Origin of the sequence: Streptomyces sp. NBC_01775 (assembly GCF_035917675.1) — a bacterium.
Taxonomy (GTDB): Bacteria; Actinomycetota; Actinomycetes; order Streptomycetales; family Streptomycetaceae; genus Streptomyces.
Window position 1 is genome coordinate 166,142 of the sequence record NZ_CP109104.1, and the last position, 17,476, is coordinate 183,617.

Annotated in this window: 17 protein-coding genes; 11 read left to right on the plus strand and 6 right to left on the minus strand. The window is 71.7% G+C overall.

Annotation, left to right across the window (positions count from 1 at the left end; genetic code table 11):
• Positions 1 to 405 precede the first annotated feature (405 nt).
• Both OHB04_RS00870 and OHB04_RS00875 read left to right on the plus strand, forming a co-directional pair.
• Complete coding sequence (locus tag OHB04_RS00870) at positions 406 to 1,416, plus strand: pyridoxal-phosphate dependent enzyme (protein ID WP_326685818.1); 1,011 nt, start codon at positions 406 to 408, stop codon at positions 1,414 to 1,416.
• Positions 1,417 to 1,555: 139 nt separating this feature from the next.
• Positions 1,556 to 2,665 carry a hypothetical protein gene (locus tag OHB04_RS00875; RefSeq protein WP_326806515.1) on the plus strand — a complete coding sequence of 370 codons (1,110 nt, stop codon included), beginning with the start codon at positions 1,556 to 1,558 and terminating at the stop codon, positions 2,663 to 2,665.
• Here the strand turns inward: OHB04_RS00875 and thpD are convergent.
• Complete coding sequence (gene thpD / locus OHB04_RS00880; RefSeq protein ID WP_326806516.1) at positions 2,643 to 3,557, minus strand: ectoine hydroxylase; 915 nt, start codon at positions 3,555 to 3,557, stop codon at positions 2,643 to 2,645. The genes OHB04_RS00875 and thpD overlap by 23 nt on opposite strands.
• A gap of 578 nt (positions 3,558 to 4,135) precedes the next feature.
• Here thpD and OHB04_RS00885 point away from each other — a divergent pair.
• The 3 genes from OHB04_RS00885 to OHB04_RS00895 all read left to right on the plus strand — a co-directional run bounded on the left by OHB04_RS00885 (position 4,136) and on the right by OHB04_RS00895 (position 6,680).
• The gene (locus OHB04_RS00885) at positions 4,136 to 5,008 is read left to right on the plus strand and encodes a glutamate ABC transporter substrate-binding protein (RefSeq protein WP_326685821.1); all 873 of its coding nucleotides are present in this window, start codon (positions 4,136 to 4,138) and stop codon (positions 5,006 to 5,008) included.
• A gap of 122 nt (positions 5,009 to 5,130) precedes the next feature.
• A complete protein-coding gene (locus tag OHB04_RS00890; RefSeq protein ID WP_326685822.1) occupies positions 5,131 to 5,778 on the plus strand; it encodes an amino acid ABC transporter permease in 648 nt (215 codons plus the stop codon).
• Positions 5,775 to 6,680: an ABC transporter permease subunit gene (locus OHB04_RS00895; RefSeq protein WP_326806517.1), complete on the plus strand. Its 906-nt coding sequence runs from the start codon at positions 5,775 to 5,777 to the stop codon at positions 6,678 to 6,680. Before OHB04_RS00890 ends, OHB04_RS00895 begins: the two co-directional genes overlap by 4 nt.
• A gap of 70 nt (positions 6,681 to 6,750) precedes the next feature.
• On the opposite strand, the gene OHB04_RS00900 is transcribed toward OHB04_RS00895, so the two are convergent.
• Complete coding sequence (locus OHB04_RS00900) at positions 6,751 to 8,091, minus strand: MFS transporter (RefSeq protein ID WP_326806518.1); 1,341 nt, start codon at positions 8,089 to 8,091, stop codon at positions 6,751 to 6,753.
• Between the two features lie 365 nt (positions 8,092 to 8,456).
• On the opposite strand from OHB04_RS00900, the gene OHB04_RS00905 reads away from it, so the two are divergent.
• The 4 genes from OHB04_RS00905 (at position 8,457) to OHB04_RS00920 (ending at position 12,447) form a co-directional block, all read left to right on the plus strand.
• Positions 8,457 to 9,530 (plus strand): NHL domain-containing protein, encoded by a 1,074-nt coding sequence (locus OHB04_RS00905; RefSeq protein ID WP_326806519.1) that lies wholly within the window; start codon positions 8,457 to 8,459, stop codon positions 9,528 to 9,530.
• Between the two features lie 659 nt (positions 9,531 to 10,189).
• The gene (gene dhaK / locus OHB04_RS00910; protein ID WP_326685826.1) at positions 10,190 to 11,182 is read left to right on the plus strand and encodes a dihydroxyacetone kinase subunit DhaK; all 993 of its coding nucleotides are present in this window, start codon (positions 10,190 to 10,192) and stop codon (positions 11,180 to 11,182) included.
• A gap of 141 nt (positions 11,183 to 11,323) precedes the next feature.
• A complete protein-coding gene (gene dhaL, locus OHB04_RS00915; RefSeq protein WP_326685827.1) occupies positions 11,324 to 12,031 on the plus strand; it encodes a dihydroxyacetone kinase subunit DhaL in 708 nt (235 codons plus the stop codon).
• 2 nt (positions 12,032 to 12,033) lie between these two features.
• Positions 12,034 to 12,447 carry a PTS-dependent dihydroxyacetone kinase phosphotransferase subunit DhaM gene (locus OHB04_RS00920; protein WP_326685828.1) on the plus strand — a complete coding sequence of 138 codons (414 nt, stop codon included), beginning with the start codon at positions 12,034 to 12,036 and terminating at the stop codon, positions 12,445 to 12,447.
• 58 nt (positions 12,448 to 12,505) lie between these two features.
• Here OHB04_RS00920 and OHB04_RS00925 read toward each other — a convergent pair whose 3' ends face one another.
• Together OHB04_RS00925 and OHB04_RS00930 are read right to left on the minus strand one after the other, a co-directional pair.
• Positions 12,506 to 13,006, minus strand: coding sequence for an NUDIX hydrolase (locus OHB04_RS00925; protein ID WP_326685829.1), 501 nt, complete (start codon positions 13,004 to 13,006; stop codon positions 12,506 to 12,508).
• Between the two features lie 40 nt (positions 13,007 to 13,046).
• Entirely contained in the window at positions 13,047 to 13,223 is a 177-nt protein-coding gene (locus OHB04_RS00930) for a hypothetical protein (protein ID WP_326685830.1), read from the minus strand.
• A gap of 171 nt (positions 13,224 to 13,394) precedes the next feature.
• Between OHB04_RS00930 and OHB04_RS00935 the strand changes: the two genes are divergently transcribed.
• Positions 13,395 to 14,564, plus strand: coding sequence for a sensor histidine kinase (locus tag OHB04_RS00935; RefSeq protein ID WP_326685831.1), 1,170 nt, complete (start codon positions 13,395 to 13,397; stop codon positions 14,562 to 14,564).
• A gap of 9 nt (positions 14,565 to 14,573) precedes the next feature.
• Here the strand turns inward: OHB04_RS00935 and OHB04_RS00940 are convergent, their stop codons facing one another.
• On the minus strand, positions 14,574 to 15,230 hold the full coding sequence (locus OHB04_RS00940; protein ID WP_326806520.1) for a hypothetical protein: 657 nt from the start codon (positions 15,228 to 15,230) through the stop codon (positions 14,574 to 14,576).
• A gap of 199 nt (positions 15,231 to 15,429) precedes the next feature.
• Positions 15,430 to 16,230: a glutamate racemase gene (locus tag OHB04_RS00945; protein ID WP_326806521.1), complete on the minus strand. Its 801-nt coding sequence runs from the start codon at positions 16,228 to 16,230 to the stop codon at positions 15,430 to 15,432.
• 83 nt (positions 16,231 to 16,313) lie between these two features.
• Between OHB04_RS00945 and OHB04_RS00950 the strand changes: the two genes are divergently transcribed.
• Positions 16,314 to 17,468 (plus strand): glycosyltransferase, encoded by a 1,155-nt coding sequence (locus tag OHB04_RS00950; protein ID WP_326806522.1) that lies wholly within the window; start codon positions 16,314 to 16,316, stop codon positions 17,466 to 17,468.
• Positions 17,469 to 17,476: the final 8 nt, after the last annotated feature.

Sequence of the window (17,476 nt, forward strand, 5' to 3'; positions counted from 1 at the left end):
GTCGCCGCGCACGTGGGTGTGCGGTGCCGCGCGTCGCACACCCACGAGACGCGCCGCGCGGAACACCCGGGCCACGTCCGCCACTGTCACACGTGAAATACCGTGCCACTCACATATGTTCAAAACACATGCAAACCGATCGGATAACCGACAGAAACATTCTCCGGTGTGGCCAGAATTTACCCTTGTGAGCACTGGAACGAAAATCTACCGTTCGTAAAGTGACCGGGCACCTGTGCGGTTTTCGCGAGCCGGGCCGGGCGGTGTTGACGTGCCACAAAGATCAAGAAGCGGAACCTCCGGAATTCCCCACGCGCCACACCAGCGGGACACCCGATCCGTGGAGTTGCCTTGTTGCAGATCCCCCACACTCAGGCCGTGCCGCTGAAAAACAAATTCATGCATATGCCGCCTACACCTGTCATTCCCCTGCGGCTGGTTGTCGAAGGGGTCGAGCGCACGCTGTGGCTCAAGCTGGAGTGCTACAGCCCTTACGGCTCGATCAAGGGCCGCACGGCGCTGGGGCTGTGGGAGGACGTCGCCGGACGGACGGATCCGGACGTGGGGATCATCGAGTCCACCTCCGGGAACCTCGGCCTGGCCCTGGCGGCTGTCGCCGCCGCTCACCGGGTGCCGTTCACCGCGGTGATGGACCCGCGCACCAGCGTGTCCGTGCTGAGGTCGGTCCAGGCGCTCGGAGCCCGGGTGGTGACAGTGGACCAACCCGACGGTGCCGGCGGCTACCTGCTCAACAGGCTGGCGTACATCGAGCAGCGGATCGACGCCGAACCCCGTCTGGTGTGGCCGAACCAGTACGCGAACCCGGCCAACCCGAGGGTGCACGCCCGTTGGACGGCGCCCGAACTGCACGCCCAGGTACCCACCGCCCCGCTGTGCGTACTCATCGCGGTGTCCACCGGCGGCACGCTCACCGGCTTCCGGAACTTCACCGAGGACTCCGGCTGCGGCTGGGACCTGGTCGGCGTGGACCTCGTGGGCTCCGCCGCGCTCGGTGGCCCCACCGGCCCCCGCGTCCTGTCCGGCATCGGCGCGAGCCGACGGTCCAGCTACCTTCCCGACGGTTTCAGCCCGACGCTGCGCGTCACCTCGCAGGAGGCCGTCAGCACCTGCTTGTGGCTCCTGCGCACCACCGGGATCGCCCTGGGATCGAGCGCGGGAGCACTGGTCGCGTGCGCGCTGCGCATGTTCCGGGAGACACCGCACCTGGTGGACGCGGCCTGCGTGTGCCCGGACGGCGCGGACAGGTACACCGACACGATCTACTCCCTCGCGTGGCGGCACCGCAACGGGCTGGCCGACACCGAAGTCGCACACGGAGTCCGGGTCATCTCTCCGGTGCGTTCGGTACCCGAGACCGCCGCGGTGGGCACTCCGGACGGCGAGGCCCACCGGTGAGCGCCGCAGCCGCGCAGGACGCGCTGTACCGCTTCGATGTCGTCCAGCAGGTCGCGTGGGCGGCGCGCTGCGCCGCCGAGGAGCGCCACCACCGGACGAGCGACGCATCCCCCAGCCGACCGATCAGAGGTGAGACCCGATGCCCTCTCCCCCCGCCACACCGGTCTCCCCGGTGAGTGTCACGGCCGGCGCCTTGGAGCACAGCGTCGATGTCGTCCGCCCGCGCGTCCTCGCTCACCCCCCGGAGCGGATCGCCCTGTATGCGGGGGTGCAGATCAACGGAGCCCCCCACCTGGGGACCAGCGTCATGCAGACGGCGGCGTTCTTGCTGGCGCGAGCCGCCCGTGAGCGCTTCGGCGCGGCGGTCGTGGTGCGCTTCGGCGCCCTGGACAACACCGCGTTCGACAAGCGGGTGTGCGCGGCCACCGGCACCCTCTACGAACGTTCGTACCACCACGTGCTGGGGCCCGACGGGATCGCCGAGTTGACCAAGCGCTACTACGGCGATCTGTTCGACGCGCTGTGCGAGTCCACCGGGGTGCCGTACGAGGTGGAGACCTACACCCATCAGCAACTCGGGGTGCGCTTCCGGGAGGAGTTCCTGGAATCCCTGGCCCGCCGGGAGAGGCTGCGCTGGATCCTGGCCCCGTCGCACGGGAACGTGCCGGTGGGTTTCCCCTGCCCACGGTGCGGCTGGCTCCAGAAACACGGCGAGGACACCGACCTGCTGGCGGCGGACGCCACTGGAGCCCGGTTCGCCGCGCGGTGTCTCGACCACGGCCGGTACGAGGCCGAGGTGGCGCCGGACAACGCGACATTCATCGGGCTGACGACGCTGCACCGCAACCTCGTCAAGGAGCGGGTCGCCGTCCGGGACGAGGCGCTGCCCGTCATCGTCAAGGGCGCCGACTGGGCGGGCGGCTGCCGGTTGGTGGACGAGGCGTTCCTGGACTATGCGGATACGTTGCCTCCGTCGCGGGTGTTCACCCCTGTCGTGCTCTCGGTGTCAGGCGCCAAGCTGTCCAAGACGCTGATCCAGGAGGGCACGGCGCAGCTCTCGCCGGAGACCGAGCCGTGGATGCTCGACACCACCGCCTGGCAGGGATCCAGGCCGGGTTACGCCCGGATGCTGCACGGCCTGGTCACGCTGATGCTCTCCGATCCCCGCCACTTCGAACGCGGTTACACGACGCGTGAGGTGGCCGGGCTCGTCGACAGCCACCGGCTCATCGACGCGGCAGCGGGGTGATGTCGCGACTGGCCAGGTAGCCCGGGCGGGGGGCCGGCGCGGCGAAGGGCTCCCCGAGCCCGTTCTCGACGCTGTTGAAGACGACGAAGAGGTTGGTGCGCGGGAACGGCGAGACGTTCCCGGCGGAGGCGTGCAGGCAGTTGCAGTCGAACAGGACGGCCGAGCCCGCGGGACCGGTGAACTGCCGGATGCCGTGCCGACGCGCCAGGTCGGTCACGGTGGTGCGGTCCGCCGGACCGGCCGGCAGCGCCTTCCCCAGGAGGGAGAGTTTGTGGTAGTCGGGCGGTGTCTCTCCTACCGACGGCACGAAGGTGCGGTGCGAACCCGGGATGATCATGAGTGGTCCGTTGAAGGGTTCGTTCCCGGTGAGGGCGACGGAGAAGCTCAGCGCACGCGGGGCGGGCATGCCGTCCTCGGAGTGCCACGTCTCGAAGTCGGCGTGCCAGCCGAACTTGGAACCGTCGAACGCCGACTTGAGGTTGACGCGGCTCTGGTGCACATACACCTCCGAGCCCAGCAGCTGACGGGCGATGCCGGCCAGCCGGGAACCGCCCACGACACGGGCGAAGGCCTTGCTGAGCGCGTGCACCTCGAAGACGGAGCGGATGCCGTCGGCGACGTCCGGCTCGGGTGCCACCCGCCCCGAGGCCCGCACGTCCGCGTCCCGGCCCAGCCGCTCGGTCTCCGCCAGGCAGGCGGCGATCTCCTCCGCGTCGAGCAGGTCCTTGAAGGCGAGGAAGCCGTCCCGGTCGAACGCGTCCACCTCACCGGCGGCCAACGGTCCTTCGGCCGCCGCGTCCCACACGACGGGATGCCGCCGCGCGAAGGGAACGGACCGGCGCACGGAACGGGTGGGATACAGGTCCTCGACGGAATCTGCTGCGGTGGCCATGGTCGCTCGTTCTCCCTTTCCTCAGCGGACAGGCGAGTTCCCGGGAACTCTGCCCGCCAGGGGTTCCGAAAAACTCTGCGGATAACACACTTCCGGGAAGCAGAACGATTTCCGCCATGGTCAACAAATCCTCGCCCACAGCTCCAGGAACCACTTTGGAAGCCATTCCTCAAAAGCTCAGCAACGAACACCCCGGCTGCCTGGTTCACAGTTCTCACCGCCCCACCATAGGTATTCCCATGAGGCGGTCGTCGCGAGCGGGTGACGAGCGGCGGGAGAGCGGGAAGAGCGACCCCAGCTCACACCGACGGCCGCCGTCCGCCCCGCGACGCGGACGGTCCGGCGCAGGACGCAGCCGCGCGAGACGACATTCCGCACGGCCGTCCGAATCCACGCCAACACGACTGCTTGCGTGATCCCGCACAATCAGGCATAGGTGGTATGATCCGTTTTCCTCTCACATTCCGATCCGCCCCGAATCTCCCTCTTCCTCCCCGCCTTCCGGTCCGAGGAGCGATGTGGCAGCCAGCGGAATCCCACGCCTTTCCTCCCTCGTCACAGCCGTGTGTGCCGTTTTGATGTCCGCTCTCCTGACGGGCTGCGGCAAGGAGGGCTCCCCGCCGGGAAGCGTGGCCTTGCTGACGGGCCGACAGACCGCGCGCCTGGACTATCCGGTCGCGCCCCGGACCCCGGTCCGGGACTCCCGTGTCCTGGCACGCGCGCAAGAGCGGGGCAGCATCAAGGTGGGCGTCAAGTCGGACCACCCCTTCCTCGGGTTCGAGGACCCGATGACAGGCCGTCGCGGCGGATTCGACATCGAGATCGCGACCATGGTCGCGGCGGATCTCGGATTCGGACGCAAGGAAATCGACTGGCAGACGGTCCCTCCGCAGGGCCGCGAAACGGCGATCGCGCAGGGCGATGTCGACTATTACGTGGCGGCCTACACCATCAACGCCGAACGCAAGAAGCAGGTGTCCTTCGCGGGTCCTTACTACATCGCGGGCCAGGATCTTCTGGTGAAGAAGAACGACAGGGAAATCCGCGGCCCCGACGACCTGACGGGAAAGCGGGTGTGCACGGTGACGGGATCCACGCCGTACGAACGCATCAGCCGGCCCCGGTACGGCGCCCAGGTCATCTCCCATGACAGCTATGCCCAGTGCGTGCAGGATCTTGTGACGGGTGTGGCGGACGCGGTGACCGCCGACGACGCGATCCTGAAGGGGTACGCGGCCCAGAACCAGGGCCGGCTGCGGGTCGTCGGAAATCCCTTCTCCCAGGAGCCCTACGGGGTGGGGCTGGCCAAGGGGGACGCGGGGCTGCGCGACGCGATCTCCGGCGCGCTGGCGGCGCACATGCGCGACGGGGACTGGCGCAGCGCCTACGACGCCACGCTCGGCCGCTCCGGGGAGCCGCCCCCGCGGCCACCCGAAGTGCGGCGCGGCTGACTTCCGGCCCGCCGTACGGACCCGGTCGCCGCCCGGGTCCCGTCGCCGTCCGGCCGCCTCCGCGCCACGGCGCGCGGCGCTGGGGCGGCCCCCTCCGCCCGTTCGTCCGCCGGGGAGGCACCGTGCACGTACTGCTGGACAACCTCGGACTGTTCCGCAGAGGATTCGTGGGAACCGTGGAGCTGACCGTGGTGAGCACCCTCGTCGCCCTGCTCCTCGGCGGCGTCCTGACACTCTTCCGCATCGGCCCCGTGCCGCTGCTGCGGGGTATCGGCTCCACGGCGGTCACGCTGCTGTGCAACACACCGCTGACCCTGCTGTTCTTCGGGGTGACCCTCGGCCTGCCGATGCTGGGACTGACGGACCTGAGCTACTTCACGCTGGCGGTGATCGCCCTGAGCGCCTATTCGTCGGCGTTCCTGTGCGAGGCTCTGCGCTCGGGAGTCAACACCGTGGACACCGGCCAGGCCGAGGCCGCGCGGAGCCTCGGCCTCAGCTTCCCCCAGACCGCGCTGTTCGTGGTGCTCCCGCAGGCCGGCCGGGCCGTTCTGCCTCCGATGAGCAGCGTCATCATCACCCTGGCCAAGAACTCCGCACTGGCGGGCGGGTTCAGCGTCTTCGAGATGTTCACCGTGGAGAAGACACTGATCGAGCAGGGCTACGCGGTCACCACGGTCTTCTTGTGGGTCGGTCTGGCCTATCTGGTACTCATCGCCGCCATCAGCGCGGTCTTCCGTTTTCTGGAGCGGCGGTTGGCGGTGCCGCGATGACGGGCGCCGTACCGGTCCTCTTCGACACGCCAGGCCCCCGGGCCAGGCGCCGGCACCGGCTCTACGGCCTGCTGGCACTCGTCGGCGCGCTGACCGCGAGCGCCGCCGTGCTGTTGCGGCTGAGCGACGCGGGGCAGTTCGTCGCCGCCATGTGGGAGCCGTTCACCTACCAGGGGGTGCAGGAGCGGGTATTGCGCGGCGTGCTCGACACGCTCAAAGCGTTCGCACTCGCGGTGGTGCTCTCGCTGGCCCTCGGGCTGCTGCTCGCGCTCGGGCGCCTCTCCGAGCACCGCTTGATCCGCTGGCCGTGTGCCGCCCTCGTCGAGGTGTTACGCGCCTTGCCACTGCTCATCCTGATCTTCGCGCTGTACAACATGGCCGTTCTCCGCGATGCCGTCGAAGGCTTCGCGGGCGCCTTGCGCGACGCGCTCGGAGCCCCCGGGGACTGGCTGGCCGCACACTTCGCCGCACCGACGCTGTGGGCGCTGGCCATCGGGGTCGCGCTCTACAACGGGGCGGTGCACGCGGAGTTGCTGCGCTCGGGTGCGCGGGCGGTGGGCGTCGGCCAGTGGGAGGCCGCGTACGCGCTGGGGATGCGCAAGACACAGGTGATGTCCACGGTCGTACTGCCGCAGACGGTGCGGGCCATGCTGCCGGGCCTCATCAGCCAGATCTCCGTCACCCTGAAGGACACCTCGCTGGGCTTCATCATCATGTACGAGGAGTTGCTGTACGCCGGGAAGCTCCTGGCCCAGAACATCTCCACCCCGTACGGATACCCCTATCTGCCCGTGCTGTGCGTCGTGGGCTCCCTGTACGTAACGATGTGCCTGTTGCTCTCCCTGCTGGCCCGTCAGCTGGCCGGACCCCGGCAGCGCCGCCGGGCCAGGGTGCGGTCGTGACGGCGTACGGGGTCCGCACAGGGGCACCCCGGGCGCCGCGCGCCGAAGCCGCTGCGGCGCCGGCCCGGGGTCATCGACGGTGCGGCCGGTCCACCGGGTCCCCGGCCGGCGCCGCAGGGCGCGGCAGCCGTCGCGGAGGGTCGGCCGCGGCGACGGGCCGCGCGCCTGCGGGGCCGGGGCGCCCGGGCAGTGGCAGTCGACCGCCCCGGCCCAGCGCCGTGAGGGCCGCCGCCGAGACGAGGCCGATCGCCGCGCAGCACACCCAGGGCAGTCCGGACCAGCTCCGGTCGGAGGCGTCCATCATCCAGCCGATGAGGCTGTTGCCCCCTGCCGCCGTCAGGCCCGATACGACGTAGAACAGGCCAAAGTAGGTGCCTGTGAGGTGCTCACCGCCGAATCGGGGGATCAGCTCCATCGCCTGCGGCTGCACGACCATCACCCCCAGGTACAGCAGCAGAGTTCCGGCCACCAGCGGAAGCAGCCACAGCGCGGCCTGTCCCGGCCCGTGCGGGTGCGCGCGGCCGGCCACCAGCAGCGGGGGCAGGAACCCCCCGGCCATCATCAGCAGCCCGCGTGCCATCCACCGGGCCGCACCGCCTCTTCGCGCCAGGCCACGGGTGAGGCGCAGTTGGCAGGTCATGTTGGCGACGGCACCGGCCGCGAGCAGGACACTCACCGCTTCGGGGCGGCCGGTGACCTGCTGTGCGCCGTCGGAGACGAGCAGGTAGAGCTGGTTTTCCAGCGTGGTCATGCCGGCCATGGCGAGTGCGAACAGGAAGAAGCCCCGGCTCCCCAGCGCCTCCCGCCACTCCTGCAAGACGGCCCTGCGCCTCTCCGCCGGCCGGCGGTCGGGCATCGCCCACAGTTGCAGCGCGGACAGCACGGCGAAGACGCCGGCGGCCACCAGCGCGCAGGTGCGGAAGTCGAGGAGCAGCAGCACGCTGCCCAGCAGCATGCCGAGCAACGAGCCAGTCATGGCGAACACGTTGAGCAGTGCGAACGCTTCGGCCTTGCGGTCCCCCGACTCGTGCGCCAGGTAGGAGCGGACGGCGGGGTAGAACAGTGCCCCCGCGAGTCCGCTGAGCACCGAGGCCGTGACCAGGACGGGCAACGAGGTACCGAGCGCGAACATGCCGAAGCCGACGACGCGCAACCCGCAGCCGGTGATGATGACCAGGCGGGGCCCGAACCGGTCAGCGGCGGAGCCGCCGAGCACGAACAGCCCTTGCTGGCTGAGGTTCCGCAGTCCCAGCACCACGCCGACGACGGTCGCCGACAGTCCCAGATCGTGGGAGAGGTAGGTGGCGAGGAACGGGATGAGGAGGTAGAAGCCGACGTCTACGCCGAGTTGATTGATGAGCAGCACGCGCACGGCGACAGGGAAGCCGCGGACGGCACGAAGTGTGTGCATGGGATCCGTCGCGTCGTACCAGCGGCGCCCGGGGCGTTCGCTGGTGGTGGACGGCGGACGCGCGGGGTGGAATGCGCCGAGGCCTCCTGCCGTCACCGCTTCCCGGTCGGCCGGAGGGCCCCGGACCCGCCGTCTCGCGGGAGGGGGGAGGCGTCGCCCGGTAAGGCGGTGCGGAGCATCAGCACACCTCCGATAGAGGGATCACCTTCGCAGAATAGCCAATACGGACTACTCGCCGTAATCCCCCTCAAGTATCAAAATCAGCTGCTGAAGTGTCCGAAAATTGCTGGTCACGCAGCTGCCCTCTGTCCGCGAACCGGGGGCGCTCGTACGGTGAACGCGCCCTTCCCGGACAGGAGGTCCCGATGCAGACACCTGACAACTCCGGTACAGCGAGGACGAGTTCACCCACCCGCCTCTCGGCCGGCCACGCCATCACCTACGCGGGGTCCGGGGAGGCCGCCTCCACGGGTGACGGCGGCCCGGCGCGCGCGGCGGCCCTGAACCAGCCCCGCGCCCTGGCCCAGGACGCGGCCGGCGATGTGTACGTCGCCGAGTGGAAAGGACACCGTGTCCGGCGCATCCACGCCCAGGACGGCACCATCGCCACCGTGTCGGGCACCGGCACCCCGCGCTTCGACGGCGACGGAGGCCCGGCACGGGACGCGTCACTGTACGAACCCGGAGGTCTCGCCATCGACGCCGAGGGGGCCTTGTTCATAGCCGACTACTGGAACCACCGCATCCGCCGGATCGCCCCGGACGGCGTCATCACGACCGTCGCCGGGACGGGCGACCCGGGATACGACGGCGACGGCGGCCCGGCACTGGAGGCGCGGTTCACCGAGCCGCGCGGTCTGGCCTTCGACGCCTCGGGGAACTTGTACGTCGCCGAGTGGGGCGGCCACCTGGTCCGCCGGATCGCCGCCGAGGACGGCACGATCAGCACGGTCGCCGGCACGGGTGAGCCTGCCGACGGCCCGGACGGGGTGCCCGGTCCGGAGTGCGCCCTGCACCACCCCATCGACCTCGCCGCGGGGGCGGACGGGCGCGTCTACATCGCCGACTGCCACAACCACCGGGTACGGGTGATCGCACCCGACGGCACGGTCACCACCGGGGTCGGCACCGGCAGCGCCGGCTGCGACGGACCCGGGCCGGGCAGCGCGACCCGGGTCGACCAGCCTCGCGGGGTCGACCTGGACGACGAAGGACGCCTGTATGTCGCGGACTCCCTCAACCGGCGTGTCTGCGTACTGGATCCGGAGGGCACCCTGCGCACCGTGGCCGGCGGTCCTCCGGGCCACGAGGAGGAGGGCGGGCCGGCCCTCGGCGCCGCGCTCGTGCTGCCGAGGGCGCTGGTGCTGGGCCGGAGCGGCGAGCTGTACATCGCCGAGTCGGACAGCAACCGCGTACGACGGATCGCGCCCGAGCCGTAAGAGCGCGGTGGAGTCACCACCGCTGCTCGTACAGCTCGCACAAGCGGTTCTCGTACAGCGCAGCCGCACTCGAACCCACCGATACGGGGTGTTGCCCGTGAGGGCCTTGAAACAGTGCATGAAATGGAAGAACGGCTGCAATAGGCCGGAAAGCACAGGCCATCAGGCGTAATGGGTTCGGTGAGATTTTCGCGCACATAGGGGATCACCACCCTCGGCTGACGCGGATTCAGTGCTGCGACCTGCTGGTTTTCACCTACCGGGCGGCGCGCGAGAAGATGACCCGCGGTGAACCGCGCGGCCACGGAACGGGGCGGGACGACGAGACCCCTCGGCCAGGACGACGCCCGAGCGCGGCGGAGCGGGTACCGGCTGGGCGACACCAGTGCCCACGCGAGGCTCTGCCGAATGCCTCCACCTGATGAGGCACAATCGCGACGCCACTCTTAACGCAGGGCCCGTCCCCGCACGCCGTCGTCCGCCAACCGCCACAGCTGACGCCCCATCAGGCAAGTCAGCGACAAGTCATTCATCATCAGCCCCGCCGAAAGCCAGCTCCGGACCGCCACGAAGCGACATCATCGAACCCGAGCCATGCTCACCCTGACCAGCGAAGTTCCAGCCGGCAGCCACTACTGCCGGCCCTCCTGGAGGTACCCATGAAGATGCTGATCAACGTCCCCGAGTCCGTGATCCCCGACGCGCTGCGGGGTATGGCGCTGGCCCATCCGGAGCTGACGGTGGACGTGGACAAGCGGGTCGTGGTGCGGCGGGACGCGCCCGTGTCGGGGAAGGTGGCGCTGGTCTCGGGCGGCGGCTCGGGGCACGAGCCGCTGCACGGCGGTTTCGTCGGGCCCGGCATGCTGGACGCCGCGTGCCCCGGGGAGATCTTCACCTCGCCCGTGCCCGACCAGATGGTCGCCGCCGCCGCTGCCGTGGACAGCGGGGAGGGCGTGCTGTTCATCGTCAAGAACTACACCGGGGACGTCCTGAACTTCGACATGGCCGCCGAGCTCGCCGAGGACGAGGGTGTGCGCGTCGCCAAGGTGCTGGTCGAGGACGACGTCGCGGTCGCGGACAGCACCTTCACGGCGGGCCGCAGGGGCACGGGGGCCACGCTGTTCGTGGAGAAGATCGCCGGGGCCCTGGCCGCCGAGGGGGCGCCCCTGGAGCGGGTGGAGGCGGTGGCCCGCCAGGTGGCCGGCTCCGCGCGCAGCTTCGGTGTCGCGCTGAGCCCCTGCACCACCCCGTCGAAGGGCAGCCCTACCTTCGATCTGCCCGCCGGGGAGCTGGAGTTGGGCATCGGTATCCACGGGGAGCCGGGCCGTGAACGGCGGGCGATGATGACCTCGGGTGAGATCGCGGACTTCTGCGTTGACGCGGTGCTGGAGGACCTGGAGCCCGACGGGCCGGTGCTGGCGCTGGTGAACGGCATGGGGGCGACGCCGCTGATCGAGTTGTACGGCTTCTGCGCCGAGGTGCACCGGGTCCTGGGTGAGCGCCGGGTACCGGTCGCCCGTACCCTCGTCGGCAACTATGTGACCTCGCTGGACATGGCGGGCGCCTCGGTCACCCTGTGCCGGGCCGATGAGGAGCTGCTGCGGCTGTGGGACGCTCCGGTGCGTACGCCCGGCCTGCGCTGGGGCGTGTGAGCGCACCGGGCGGGCGGCGGGGCGGCGAGGCCACACGGGAAGCACGCGGAGAAACACACAGAGCAGGACCGGAAGCAGTGCCGGAAGCGGCACCTGATCAAGTACGAGCGCGACAGTGGTGAGGGAGCAGTGGTGAGCAGCATGGTGACTGACGACGCCGGCGGGTCCGGCGGCGGTGGCGAAGGCGCCGAGGCGCTGGACGCCGCCTTCTTCGCACGCTGGATGACCGCGATGGCGCAGGCGGTGGACCGCGAGGCCGACCGGCTGACCGAACTGGACTCCGCGATCGGCGACGCCGACCACGGCGGAAACATGCGCCGCGGCTTCGACGCCGTACGCGAGGAGCTGGGCGAGGACCTCCCGGCGACACCCGGCGCGGTGCTGATGACGGCGGGCAGGAAGCTGGTCTCCACGGTCGGCGGGGCCTCTGGCCCGCTCTACGGCACGCTGCTGCGCCGCACGGGCAAGGCTCTGGGGGACGCGCGGAGCGTGGGCCGCGAGGAGCTGGCGGGCGCGCTGCGTACGGGCGTGGAGGCGGTGATGCAGCTGGGCGGTGCCGCCGCGGGCGACAAGACGATGCTGGACGCGCTGCTGCCCGCCGTCGAGGCGCTGACCGGCGACGGAGGCAAGGACTTCGGTGCCGCCCGGGCCGCCGCCGAGCAGGGCGCGGAGGCCACCGTCCCGCTCCAGGCACGCAAGGGCCGCGCCAGCTACCTGGGCGAGCGCAGCATCGGGCACCAGGATCCGGGTGCGACCTCGTCCGCGCTGCTGCTGGCGGCGCTGGCGGAGGCCGACGGCGGATCCGAGGCCGGGTCCGACAGCGGGTCCGAGTCCGAGGGAGGCGAGTGAGCGTGGCCGCAGCGGAAGGCAACCGGGTCGGCATCGTCCTGGTCTCGCACAGCAAGGAGGTCGCCGACTCGGTGGCCCAGCTCGCCGCCGGGCTGGCCGGAGTGGCGGACGCGCCGGTGACGGGCGCGGGCGGAGGGCCCGACGGCGGTCTGGGCACCAGCGCCGAGCTGGTCACCGAGGCCGCGCACCGCGTGGACAGTGGCGCGGGAGTGGCGATCCTGGTGGACCTCGGCAGTGCCGTGCTGACCGTCAAGTCGCTGCTGGCCGAGGGCGACGAGCTGCCCGAGCCCGCCCGGCTGGTGGACGCGCCGCTGATCGAGGGCGCCGTCGCAGCCGTGGTGACGGCCGCCGGAGGTGCGGACCTGGACGCGGTCGCCGCGGCGGCCGGGGAGGCCTACGACTACCGGAAGATGTGAGGCACCGGGTGGGCCCGGGACGGGGGAACCCCTTGTCCCGGGCCCACCCTCCGGATAGTCAGTCCCCCTCCTCCGCGGAGGTCTCGAACCAGGCGGGCCCCTCCTCCTGGGCCGCCTGCTTGATGCGGAAGTGCGCGAACTTCTTCAACGGCGGCAGCTCGTCCGGGCCGAACCAGCCGACCTCGACAGACTCCTCGTCGTTGACCTTGACCACCTCGGCCGCCTCCCGCGTCGCACGGCAGCGGAAGGTGATGTCCATGAACTGGCAGATGTCGCCGTTGGGGTAGGTGATCGGCTTCTTCAGCCCCGCCACCAGGGCCACGCGCTCGGCGGTGCAGCGCACATTGGTCTCTTCGAAGACCTCGCGCACGGCGCAGTCCGCGGGCTGCTCCCCCGGCTCGGGGATGCCTCCGATGACCGACCAGGCGCCGGTGTCGGCCCGCCTGCCGAGCAGTACCCGCCCCTGGTCATCGAAGACGATGGCGCTGACGCCGGGGAGATAGAGCAGCTGGTGACCTGCGGAAACCCGCAGGTCACGGATGAATTCCGGTGTACCCATGGGAGGACCCTACGTGCCTCGCGGGCGCGTGCGGCAAGGTTCAGTCCTCTCGCCGCTCACGCCGCAGATACAGCTCGGCGCCACAGGCCAGGACGCCGATGCCGATGCCGCTCAGGATGCTCAGCGCCGTCCGGAAAGCGTCGTCACCGACCAAGAAGTTGAGGAAGACGTTGGCGAGGACGCAGAGGGCGAGAACCGTCCAGAGCAGGAGCTTCACGGGTGGTGCCTCCGTAGACGTGGGGCGCGTGTGCGAACGGCCCTCACCGTCTCCCGCGGCGGGCGCGCGCCCCAGAGAGCGGGCTCCCCAATACCCCGGACAGCCTGCTGCCCAACGATGGTGTAGCTGACACCACCGACCTGGCAGCTCCGCCCGCCTAGCCTGATCACCATGCGTCAGGCACTACGGAACGCGGGCCGGGCCTCGCTCCACCTGTTGGCAGGGGCGGGGATGAGCATCGCCTGCTACGTCATGGCCGGCCTGATGATGGCCGGCGCTGCCGGAGCCGCCCTCGTGGTCGGCGCCGGCATGCTGCCGGAAGCCGTGCGGGCGCTGCGCGGGCTCGCGGGGTTCGAGCGGCGCAGGAGCACGGAGTGGACGGGCGAGGCCGTTCCGGAGAACTACCTCCCCCTCGATCACGGCACCCTGTGGGCCCGCGTCCGTGCGGCGGGCACCGACCCCGGCACCTACCGTGACCTGCGTTGGGTGGGTGCCCAGCTCTTCTACGGGCTCCTTCTTTGGTACCTGTCGCTGCTGCTGTGGCCCCTCGCGCTGCTGGTCGACGGCGTCTGGTGCGGGCTCGCGGGGCGGCCCGCGCTGCTGCTGCCCCAGATCGCGCGGCTCGCCTCGCTGGAGGCGCGGCTCTCCCGCACCCTGCTCCTGCCCTCGCGCAGCGAGCGGCTCGCCGAGCGCGTCGTGGAGCTCTCGGCGACCCGGGCGGGCGCCGTCGCCACGCACAGCGCCGAACTGCGACGTATCGAACGCGATCTGCACGACGGCGCGCAGGCGCATCTGGTGGCGCTGTCGATGCGGATCGGCCTGGCGCGCCAGGCCTACGGCCAGGACGCCGAGGCGGCGCGCAAGCTGCTGGACGACGCACAGGACCAGGCCGAGGAGGCGCTGGCCGGCCTGCGGCACGTGGTGCGCGGCATCCATCCCCCGGTCCTGACCGACCGGGGGCTGGCCGGCGCCGTGCGGGCGCTGGCGGCGGGCAGCGGACTGGAGGTGACGGTCACCGTGGAGGGGCTTGCGGACGGGGCCGAGGACGGGACGCGCGCCCCCGCCGCGGTGGAGGCGGCGGCGTACTTCGTCGTCGCCGAGGCCCTGTCGAACGCGGCCAAGCACAGCGGCGCAGCCCAGGCCGCGGTGGAGCTGACCCGCTCGGCGGGGCTGCTGCGGGTGTGCGTACGGGACGAGGGAACGGGCGGCGCCGTCGAGAACGGCGGGACGGGCCTGACGGGGGTGCGCCGCAGGGTGGCGGCCCTGGACGGCAGCGTCGAGCTGACCAGCCCGGCGGGTGGGCCGACGGTGCTGGAGGTGGCGCTGCCGGGCGCGTGGTGAGTGCGCGCCTCAGACGCCGGGCTTGAGGTGGCCCAGCGCGGTGAGGCGGGAGCGGATGTGGTGGACGGCCGTTTCGGCGTCGTCCACCGTGACGGTGAAGACCCGGCCGTCGCCCAGGCGCAGCACGAGGCCCTCGCCACGGCGCACGATGACGGCCGTGCCCTTCTCGGGCCGCCAGCGATAGCCCCACCCGCCCCAGTGTCTGGGGGTGACGCTGGGCGCGTGGTCGGCCTCGACGATGTCGCGCAGGTGGATGCGGCGGCGCGGCAGCCCCGCGTGCCCGCAGCGCACCTCCAGGGTGTCGCCCTCGACCTTCACCTGGACCTGCACGAAGGCGAGGGTGCCGAAGAGGATCAGCAGTCCCGCCCCGACACAGCCGACGACGGACATGACCAGCGGCACGAGGCCGCCCGCCCAGGCGACGTCGACAGCCAGCTCGATGCCCAGGGCAAGACAGGCCGCGCCGAGAGCGGCGAAGACCCACTGGAGGCGGCTGGTCGCGCGCCCCGTCCACACCTCTTCGTCGGCGCCCGGGACGGTGTCCTGGGCGGGTGAGAGGTGTACGTGTCCCGTCGTGTGCGGGGAGCGGGCGCGATGAGCGGTCTGACCGTGGTGACCGGCGCCACCCTCGGCGGGTGTCGCGCCGTCCTGGGGATGGTCCCTCATACCGGGAAGCGTACTCCGCGAGGCCGGCGAGGGCAGCCCGTGCAGGACAGGCCGTCGCCGCTCCCCCTCGAATGCGGGAGCGAGCCGTTCCGGTCCGGACGGGGCTGTCCGGACAGCCCCGTCCGGACAGCGCGGGCCGGGCCGGGCAGAGCGGGTCTGGGCAGGGCGGGGCGTCGCGGGCGGGGCGGGAGCGGGGCCGTCAGCCGCGCGCCGCGCTCTCCGCGGCCAGGAGGCGGCCCTCGGCGTGGACGAGGGCCGCGCCGGGAAGCGCGGAGACCCTGCCGCTGTGCAGCACTGTGAGGCCGCCGGTGGGCGCCGCGTCCGGCTGTCGGGCGGCGCCGTCGCGGCGCAGGGCCTGCGCCGCGACGGCCTCCGCCGAGCCGTGGAGCACCGGGCCCCCGGTGCGGGAGCCACGCAGCGCCTCGCGGATGCGGGTGCCGACCAGCTCGTAGTGGGTGCAGCCGAGAACGACGGTCGAGACACCCGGCGGGGTGCGCTGGGCCGCCGCTTCCACGGCGGCGTCGATCCGCCGCTCGTCGCCGCTCTCGATCGCGTCGGCCAGTCCGTGGCAGGGCACTCCCGTGATGTCGGCGCCGTGCCCGAACTCCTCGATCAGGCGCCGCTGGTAGGGGCTGCCGGTGGTGGCGGGGGTGGCCCAGATGGCGACAGGGCCGCCGGTGCTCGCCGCGGCGGCTGCCGCGGGCTTGACGGCGGGGACGGTGCCGACGACGGGGAGCGCGGGCTCCAGCGTGGCGCGCAGCGTCGGCAGGGCGTGCACGGAAGCGGTGTTGCAGGCGACGATCAGCGCGTCGGGCCCGTAGGAGGCGGCGGCGCGCGCGCATTCCAGGGCGCGGGCCGTGATGTCGTCCGTGTCGCGGGGGCCCCAGGGCATGCCGTCGGGGTCGGAGGAGAGCACGAGGTCGGCGTCGGGGCGTGCGCGGCGCACCGCCGCTGCCGCCGCGAGGAGGCCGATACCGGAGTCCATCAGCGCGATCTTCACGGAGAGCAACTCTAATCGATCGGGCATACGGCCCCGACGCGGCGCGGTGTCCCCGGGGGGTGCCGTACGGCAGACTGCGGCCGATGAGCGCGCTGACCTGGCCCACCCTCGTTCCGCTCGCCTCGCTGGCCGCCTGGCTGTGGCTGCTGCTCGCGCGGGGCTTCTTCTGGCGTACCGATGTGCGGCTGCCGCCGGGCGCCGAGCGTGCCCCGGCGGACGGGGTGTGGCCCTCGGTGACCGTCGTGGTGCCCGCGCGGGACGAGGCGGAGGTACTGCCCGTCAGCCTGCCGTCGCTGCTGGCGCAGGACTATCCGGGGCGCTTGGAGATCCTGCTGGTGGACGACGGTTCGACGGACGGCACCGGCGCGCTGGGCCGGGAGCTGGCCGAACGGACGCCGGGCGGGCCGGAGTTGAGCGTGCTGTCGCCCGGCGAGCCCGAGCCGGGCTGGACGGGCAAGCTGTGGGCCGTCCGCCACGGCGTCGAGCGGGCCCGCTCGGAGGGGACGGAGCCGGACTTCCTGCTGCTGACGGACGCGGACATCGCCCACGCACCCGGCACGCTGCGCCGTCTGGTGTGCGCCGCACTGGCCGCGGACCTGGATCTGGTCTCGCAGATGGCGCAGCTGCGGGTGACCACGGGCTGGGAGCGGATGATCGTGCCGGCGTTCGTCTACTTCTTCGCGAAGCTCTTCCCGTTCCGCTGGGTCAACCGCCCCTCGGGCCGGACGGCCGCGGCGGCGGGCGGCTGTGCGCTGCTGCGCACGGGGGCCGTGGTACGGGCGGGGCTGCCGGACAGCATCAGGGACGCGGTGATCGACGATGTGACGCTGGGCCGTGCCGTCAAACGGTCGGGCGGCCGGATCTGGCTGGGACTGGCCGACGGGATCTCCAGCGTGCGCCCGTACGCGGGCCTGCGCCCGCTGTGGCGGATGGTGGCCCGCAGCGCGTACGCCCAGCTGGGCAACAACCCTCTGATGCTGGTGGGCACGGTGCTGGGGCTGGGGCTGGTGTATCTGGTGCCGCCGGTGTGGTCGGTGGCGGGCTCGCCCGTGGGGGGTGCGGCGTGGCTGGTGATGACGCTGTCCTACGTGCCGATGCTGCGCTACTACCGCCAGCCGCTGTGGCTCGCGCCCCTGCTTCCCGTCACGGCCGCGCTGTATCTGGCGATGACGGTGGACTCGGCCGTACGGCACCACCGGGGCGAGGGCGCGGCGTGGAAGGGGCGCACCTACTCGTGAGCACGGGG